General features: G+C 39.7%; 1 protein-coding gene, 1 tRNA gene, 3 rRNA genes and 1 pseudogene (1 of these 6 running past the window's edge). 4 read left to right on the top strand and 2 right to left on the bottom strand.

Features of this window, described 5'->3' with window-relative positions; translation table 11 throughout:
• From VXM77_RS12175 to VXM77_RS12165, 3 genes are all read left to right on the top strand, one after another.
• Positions 1-1605 (top strand): 23S ribosomal RNA (locus VXM77_RS12175) (it extends 1289 nt beyond the left edge of the window).
• Between the two features lie 173 nt (positions 1606-1778).
• Positions 1779-1887, top strand: a 5S ribosomal RNA gene (rrf, locus tag VXM77_RS12170).
• Between the two features lie 10 nt (positions 1888-1897).
• Positions 1898-1971: transfer RNA gene (locus tag VXM77_RS12165), tRNA-Gly, on the top strand.
• 1362 nt (positions 1972-3333) lie between these two features.
• On the opposite strand, the gene VXM77_RS12160 is transcribed toward VXM77_RS12165, so the two are convergent.
• Together VXM77_RS12160 and VXM77_RS12155 are read right to left on the bottom strand one after the other, a co-directional pair.
• Positions 3334-3486, bottom strand: a complete 153-nt coding sequence (locus VXM77_RS12160; RefSeq protein ID WP_338506473.1) for a hypothetical protein — start codon at positions 3484-3486, stop codon at positions 3334-3336.
• A 1303-nt stretch (positions 3487-4789) separates the two neighbouring features.
• A pseudogene (locus VXM77_RS12155) lies at positions 4790-5887 on the bottom strand (IS3 family transposase).
• Positions 5888-6477: 590 nt separating this feature from the next.
• Between VXM77_RS12155 and VXM77_RS12150 the strand changes: the two are divergent.
• Positions 6478-7994, top strand: a 16S ribosomal RNA gene (locus tag VXM77_RS12150).
• Positions 7995-8072: the final 78 nt, after the last annotated feature.

The following is an 8072-nucleotide window of genomic DNA, read 5'->3' as shown; positions in this document are numbered from 1 at the left end:
TGAGTAGCGAAAGATAGGTGAGAATCCTATCCATCGAAAGCCTAAGGTTTCCAGGGGAAGGCTCGTCCGCCCTGGGTAAGTCGGGACCTAAGGTGAGGCCGAAAGGCGTAGCCGATGGACAACAGGTAGAGATTCCTGTACCACTTAATAAACTGAAGGAGTGACGGAGAAGGCTAAGTTGAGCGTGTGAATGGATTCACGTGTAAGCAGTGAGGTGGTCATGTAGGCAAATCCGCATGGCGAAACATTGAGCTGTGATGCCGAAAGCCCGAAAGGGTGAAGTCAGCTGATGTCACGCTTCCAAGAAAAGCTTCTAGGGATAATTTATTAGGTGCCCGTACCGATAACCGACACAGGTAGGCGAGGAGAGAATCCTAAGATGAGCGAGAGAACTCTTGTTAAGGAACTCGGCAAAATGACCCCGTAACTTCGGGAGAAGGGGTGCTTGTGAAAGCAAGCCGCAGTGAAAAGGCCCAGGCGACTGTTTATCAAAAACACAGGTCTCTGCTAAACCGCAAGGTGATGTATAGGGGCTGACGCCTGCCCGGTGCTGGAAGGTTAAGAGGAGAGGTTAGCGCAAGCGAAGCTTTGAATTGAAGCCCCAGTAAACGGCGGCCGTAACTATAACGGTCCTAAGGTAGCGAAATTCCTTGTCGGGTAAGTTCCGACCCGCACGAAAGGCGTAACGATCTGGGCGCTGTCTCAACAAGAGACTCGGTGAAATCATAGTACCTGTGAAGATGCAGGTTACCCGCGACAGGACGGAAAGACCCCGTGGAGCTTTACTGTAGCTTGATATTGAGCACTGGTGACACATGTACAGGATAGGTAGGAGACGAAGAGACCAGGACGCCAGTCTTGGAGGAGTCGCTGTTGGGATACTACCCTTGTGTTACTGGGGTTCTAACCCGTGGCCATGAGCTGGTCAGGGGACAGTGTCAGGTGGGCAGTTTGACTGGGGCGGTCGCCTCCCAAAGAGTAACGGAGGCGCCCAAAGGTTCCCTCAGAATGGTTGGAAATCATTCGAAGAGTGTAAAGGCAGAAGGGAGCTTGACTGCGAGACCAACAAGTCGAGCAGGGACGAAAGTCGGGCTTAGTGATCCGGCGGTACCGAATGGAAGGGCCGTCGCTCAACGGATAAAAGCTACCCCGGGGATAACAGGCTGATCTCCCCCAAGAGTTCACATCGACGGGGAGGTTTGGCACCTCGATGTCGGCTCATCGCATCCTGGGGCTGTAGTCGGTCCCAAGGGTTGGGCTGTTCGCCCATTAAAGCGGTACGCGAGCTGGGTTCAGAACGTCGTGAGACAGTTCGGTCCCTATCCGTCGTGGGCGTAGGAAATTTGAGAGGAGCTGTCCTTAGTACGAGAGGACCGGGATGGACACACCGCTGGTGTACCAGTTGTTCTGCCAGGAGCATAGCTGGGTAGCTACGTGTGGAAGGGATAAACGCTGAAAGCATCTAAGCGTGAAGCCCCCCTCAAGATGAGATTTCCCATTCGAAAGAAGTAAGATCCCTTGAAGACGACGAGGTAGATAGGTCAGGAGTGGAAGTTTGGTGACAGATGAAGCGGACTGATACTAATCGATCGAGGACTTAACTAAATAGGAAAGGCAAAAACGAGCGATTATCACAGGCAGAAAGTGAAAAGAACTGAGGAATCACGAAGGTGATGAACAGTTATTGAACTTTACCACTGTGATGCGAGAGTTGCCGGACAAGAAGAAGTAAGCAGAAGATATCTAGTTTTGTGAGATTGATAAGATCTGACAGAAGGTCTAGTGATAAGGGCAAGGAGGGCACACCTGTTCCCATACCGAACACAGAAGTTAAGCTCCTTAGCGCCGAGGGTAGTACGCAAGTGCGAGAGTAGGACGTCGCTAGGCCGAAAAAAATGCGGGTGTAGTTTAATGGTAGAACTTCAGCCTTCCAAGCTGACTGTGAGAGTTCGATTCTCTTCACCCGCTCCAAATAGCCAATCAACATCCTTCGGGATGTTTTTTTTATTAATTATTTCCGACTTTTTTTCGATTCTTTGTCAAATAGTGTTGTTAATTAATTTTTAACCTGTTACAACGAAAATACCAATGGAAATCCTAGTAGCTATGCTGCTAGGATTTTTGTTTTAGGCTTTGTTAGATTTTGAACCATGAGAATACGAGATTTAATTACCCTAGCAATGGAGGTAATGTACGAGCTTTGCTACGTCCGCCAGGTGACCCAGTGATGAAATCACGATATTCAAAGGCAATACGCTTAATGACCTTAATTTTATTATTAACTCCTTCGCTAGGACCGTATGTGTAAGGGGTTGAGAGAGTATCTTTGATATAAGATTGATAAGTTTTAAAGTTTTAGAAAGCTATTTGAAGTTCAGGAGAAATAAGTGAATGTTGCGTTTCAAGCAAATGATTAAATCGTTCTAAGTTTTTCGTCTGAAGAGCAAAAAGTAACTCTTGATATAGATTTTAACTCAGGAGATAAATCAATTAACTTCACTTCCTCAAGATATTTTTATCTTTAATATTTAAATGTTTTCTAGTAATGTTTTCTAGTAAAATATGAGTAAAACATCAAATCTTATCCTTTGAATATTGCTTTGGTCGATAATATTGTAAAAGAATTGAGACTTGAGCTCTTTTTTTTCGATACTATAAAAAAGTGCTGCTTGATTAGCAACATTGAATATTATAGAACCAAAAACAAATGTGGGGGGATCCTAAAAGTTGAACTTCATATTATGTAGCTAATTGGCTAGTATGAATCTGATATTTGTTGAGACACATAATAGCCAATTTTCTTTTAACTTATTTAGAGGTATCATAGTAATATACATATTGTTTTCGCTGCTTCTTTTGATTCCTTATTGGCTTTAAATGTCTTGCTAGGGTATAGCTTGTTTAAGGATTACGAAGAAGTTTTTCATTGGTGAGTTATCCAGAGAATTTCAACTTTGTGACACGCTTTAGAAAATATTGTATCTCTTTAATGCTTTAAATCGTTGCTGACTTTGATACTACCATTCTTGATCCGCATGGAGGATTATTATATTTTTCTTCCTGTATTTTAAACTTAGTCCCATCTGTTTTCAGTTTCTGATAAGAGGGTGGCATACTAAATAAACGGTTAATTCGATTCTTAACTAGCTCTCGACGGTTCCTTTATATGAATGATATTTGCGTGTTTTATGGCTGAACCTAATACAACTAATTTCTAGCTTTTTCATTAGACGATAAAGTTTCTTATGGTTAATCTGCTGCTCTTGATGATGAAGTTTATCTATAATTCAACGGTAACCGTGAATTTCATCAGTTTCTTTAAAAATATTTAAGCTAGGATTTCGTTCGAGGCTCTTGATCCGGATCCTCATGTCCCATCTTTTTAATCCAATAATGATAGCTTGATTTAGGAAATTTGTTTATCTTTAAAATACTAATTAATTTAAAATGAGTTGTTAATTTTTTAATTGTATTCTTTGGATTCATGGCGCAATCCCATAGCTGTGACACACTTTTAAGTATTCATATCCAATTATTAATAATTTAATTTCTTCTAATTCTTGTTCAGGTATTAATGTTTTGGTTAGAAAGAGGATTTTAATTTTATCGTAGGTGGCTGAGGTCTTCTTTTCGATTTAAGTAGTGCTTCTACGCCACTTTTTCAATCGTTGCATTCTAATTCCCAATAGTTCCTATGTCTGATCTTCCAAAATGAATAGCAGTTTGGTTATATGAAGCATCCGTTTTCTTAGTTTAGTTGTATACAGTTAACTTAAATTCTCCAGTAGATTCTTGTTTTTAGACTATCAATCGTTTTTTTTGTGATTAGTTATTAGTTATTTAGCCTAAATCAGGTTTTAGTTTGGGGCCGACTCGAAATTTGATAATTTTTAGGACGAAATCAATGCCCTAAAAACCTTGTAAATATTCATTAAAAACTTTAATTTTGAACAATATCGAGTCATATAAAAAACACTCCAAATTGTCGTTGTTTTAGTCTAATATTTTGAGGGAGACATTAAGGTAATATGCAAATAATACTATATAATTCTTTCAATCCTTCATCCACATTTATTGGTTGAGATAAAGTTCGTAAAATGTAAACATAAGTAAAGGTGTCATATACGAAATGTTTATGGTATAAATAAAATTTCAGTACTCTTATTAACTAGGTTAAATAGTATTGAGATAAAATAAAAATTTATTACATTATATGAGTTAATATAATTAATTAACCAAGATATTTTTTTTAGATTCGATTAGATTATGACGCGGGGGTAAAATAATCGAATCTGTAGTCTTTCAGGTTAACACCTTTAATACTCTTAATTTTGTTATTGATTTATTTATTCAAATAACTCCCCTTTTATAGTATGACTAATATAGACTTTTTAAATTTTAAGCACTTAAAAGATAGATTATAGTAAGATAGTGATCTGTAATAATTAAGTAGTGTTTTATTGAAAGAGAAATTAAATACTTACAATAGATTATTTAATGGTTTTAATTCACTCGATAAATCAAGGAAAGCTATTTCGTATGTAGGCTTAACAGAGCAATATAAACACCCAAATATATATAATAATATTTAAATAAACTATGTTAGCAAAGTTAAAAAAATCCTAATAATATAAAAACCTTTTTAAAAGAAATATCATAGAAGATAGAAGACATATACCTAATTGTTACAAATAGAGGGGAAATATAGCCTATTTTGATATTCTTAAATTTTTATCTGATTAAAAGGCTGGGTCTAGGTCAATATTTTGGACACCAAAAAGTTAATTTTTTAAGCTACTTGTCGTGCAAGTTGCTCACATTCTTCAGGTGTTAAATAATTAATAGAACCCTGAATTCTTTGTGGCATGAAATGATTCAATACAAGCATTATCGTAAGGACATTCCTTACGGCTAAAAGATTGAATGAGATTAAGTTCTGAGGTTAGGTTTTGAAAATCTTGGCTAGTATACTGCGTCCCTAAATCGGCATGAAGTATAACTTTTTCTTTTGGATTTTGCGAAGCACAGGCATTTTTTTAAGCTTGGATAATAACGTCCGTTGTCATTTGCTTAGAAAAATGATAACCAATAATTTTCTTTGAATGTAAATCGGTGACTGAAGCCAAGTAGTACCAACCTTCTTTTTGAACGTGAATATAAGTGATATCCGATACACGTTTTTGATTAATTGAAGTCTTCGAAAAGTCCTGTTCTAGAATATTATGATGCTCTAAAACAAGTTTTTTAGGTTTTTTATAAGGGTATATTTCTTTTGAATAATCGAGATTAATCCAACCGATTTCATTAATCGCTGAACGCGTTTTAAGCTAATGGAGTGTCCCTCTTTAATCAATTGACGGTGTATCTTAATCGCTCCATATCGACGACGAAATTCAAAATAAATCTGCTTAATTTGTTAAAGTAGGTTTTGATTTTCACGCTTCCGATTCGATTTGATGTTTCGATTGATAATAAGTGCTTCTTGGAAAACTTTAAGACCCCACAAATTTGCTAAATATCATGTTCCCCTTGATGTTGATCAATAAATTGACATAATTCAGATCGAGTTACTTTCTCGTGAATGGGGCCCCCACACGATTTATCTACTCCTTTGGTGGGGAATGGTCATCTGGCGATTGCCGACGGCAATCTATTCTTCAACTGCTAGGGAAACTGTTAATAGCCTTTTTTAAAATTTCATTTTCCTCTTGTAAGCGTAAAATTTCTTGCTTCATACGTTTAAATTTCTCGAGAGTCATTTCAGTATCATCCACTGAAGCGATGGGAGACATTGTTTAATCCATTTGTAAATTGTTACTTCTGAAACGCCTTATTCACGACTAAGGTTTTTGACGGTACGACCAGTTTTATAAAGTTCAACAATCATTGATTTAAATTCAGAATTATATTTTTTTCATAAAGTCGCATTCTTTTATTAAATCTAATGTAACGACTTAATAAAAGGATGTGTCCATAAAACTATACTAGCACCAGATATAAATAATTGCATGTATATGTATAATAAGTAAAGGTTTAATGTCAGTTATATTTTTATTAATAATTATAATATAAACTTATCTAAAATTTTAAAGTTTAATGGGGGGGAGGTAGTATAATTATCAATAAGGTAATAATAGGCTATTAGAAATCATTATTTATGTTGGCATAAAATAAAAAAATATTTGACAACATAGAATCGTAATGGTATTATAAATGAGTCGTCAAAAAAGGCGATGGAAAAGAAAATAAAAAAAGTTAAAAAGTGTTTGACAGAAACGGTTGAACATGATAAACTAGAAAAGTCGCCGAGAGAGGCAGACAAGAAATCTTACAAAAAAAGATAAAAAACATTTGACAGAAAAAGTCGAATATGGTAAGATAAATGAGTCGCCAAAAGGCGAGAGAAGTTCTTTGAAAACTAAACAGAACGTCAAGAATCATGAGCGAAAGAAATTTCGCAAGCTAAGGAAACAAACAATTATGGAGAGTTTGATCCTGGCTCAGGATGAACGCTGGCGGCGTGCCTAATACATGCAAGTCGAGCGAACCACTTCGGTGGGAAGCGGCGAACGGGTGAGTAACACGTAGGTGATCTGCCCATCAGACGGGGACAACGATTGGAAACGATCGCTAATACCGGATAGGACGAAAGTTTAAAGATGCTCCTGGCATCACTGATGGATGAGCCTGCGGCGCATTAGCTAGTTGGTGGGGTAAAGGCCTACCAAGGCGACGATGCGTAGCCGACCTGAGAGGGTGAACGGCCACACTGGGACTGAGACACGGCCCAGACTCCTACGGGAGGCAGCAGTAGGGAATCTTCGGCAATGGGCGAAAGCCTGACCGAGCAACGCCGCGTGAATGAAGAAGGCCTTCGGGTTGTAAAATTCTGTTATAAGGGAAGAAAGGTGATAGGAGGAAATGACTATCAATTGACGGTACCTTATGAGAAAGCCACGGCTAACTACGTGCCAGCAGCCGCGGTAATACGTAGGTGGCAAGCGTTATCCGGAATTATTGGGCGTAAAGAGCGCGCAGGTGGTTAATTAAGTCTGATGTGAAAGCCCACGGCTTAACCGTGGAGGGTCATTGGAAACTGGTTGACTTGAGTGCAGAAGAGGGAAGTGGAATTCCATGTGTAGCGGTGAAATGCGTAGAGATATGGAGGAACACCAGTGGCGAAGGCGGCTTCCTGGTCTGCAACTGACACTGAGGCGCGAAAGCGTGGGGAGCAAACAGGATTAGATACCCTGGTAGTCCACGCCGTAAACGATGAGTGCTAAGTGTTGGGGGTCGAACCTCAGTGCTGAAGTTAACGCATTAAGCACTCCGCCTGGGGAGTACGGTCGCAAGACTGAAACTCAAAGGAATTGACGGGGACCCGCACAAGCGGTGGAGCATGTGGTTTAATTCGAAGCAACGCGAAGAACCTTACCAGGTCTTGACATACCATTGACGCCTCTAGAGATAGAGGGTTTCCTTCGGGGACAATGGATACAGGTGGTGCATGGTTGTCGTCAGCTCGTGTCGTGAGATGTTGGGTTAAGTCCCGCAACGAGCGCAACCCCTGTCGTTAGTTGCCAGCAGTGAGATGGGGACTCTAACGAGACTGCCAGTGACAAACTGGAGGAAGGTGGGGATGACGTCAAATCATCATGCCCCTTATGACCTGGGCTACACACGTGCTACAATGGTTGGTACAAAGAGAAGCGAAGCGGTGACGTGGAGCAAACCTCATAAAGCCAATCTCAGTTCGGATTGTAGGCTGCAACTCGCCTACATGAAGTTGGAATCGCTAGTAATCGCGAATCAGAATGTCGCGGTGAATACGTTCCCGGGTCTTGTACACACCGCCCGTCACACCACGAGAGTTTACAACACCCGAAGTCAGTGGCCTAACCGCAAGGAGGGAGCTGCCTAAGGTGGGGTAGATGATTGGGGTGAAGTCGTAACAAGGTATCCCTACCGGAAGGTGGGGATGGATCACCTCCTTTCTATGGAGAAAGAGACGTTCTGTTTAGTTTTGGGAGAATTTCGATTTTCCTAGAATTGATCTTTGAAAACTAGATATC

The organism is Turicibacter sp. KK003 (genome assembly GCF_037014675.1).
In the GTDB taxonomy this organism is placed as follows: domain Bacteria; phylum Bacillota_I; class Bacilli_A; order MOL361; family Turicibacteraceae; genus Turicibacter; species Turicibacter faecis.
Note: the sequence above shows the minus strand (reverse complement) of the source record. Positions and strands in the feature narration are given on the sequence as shown.